The organism is Photorhabdus viridis, assembly GCF_040256935.1.
GTDB classification, from domain to species: Bacteria; Pseudomonadota; Gammaproteobacteria; order Enterobacterales; family Enterobacteriaceae; genus Photorhabdus; species Photorhabdus viridis.
On the sequence record NZ_JBEJZY010000572.1, the window covers coordinates 1 to 223 of the forward strand.

1 protein-coding gene is annotated in these 223 nt (G+C 50.7%); it reads left to right on the forward strand.

The annotated features are described in order from the left end of the window. A partial coding sequence (locus tag ABR397_RS24600; RefSeq protein WP_350307959.1) for a hypothetical protein occupies window positions 1–223 on the forward strand: 223 nt, incomplete at both ends.

Sequence of the window (223 nt, forward strand, 5' to 3'; positions counted from 1 at the left end):
GGATGTGAAACCGGCAAACATTGAAAAATTTATGGGCGTTGTGTCGTCATTGAGCGGGAAACTGGTCGAGGCTTACGATAAGGCGAATGAAGCGCTGGAAAAACCGCTTAAGGCCAACAGCTCATTTGCCCGTGCGATGTTGCATTGTGACCGGCGACTGGTCACGCTGGGTGACCGGTTCTTTAACTTTACCCGTTTAGGGAAAGTGCTGAACAGCCGGAAT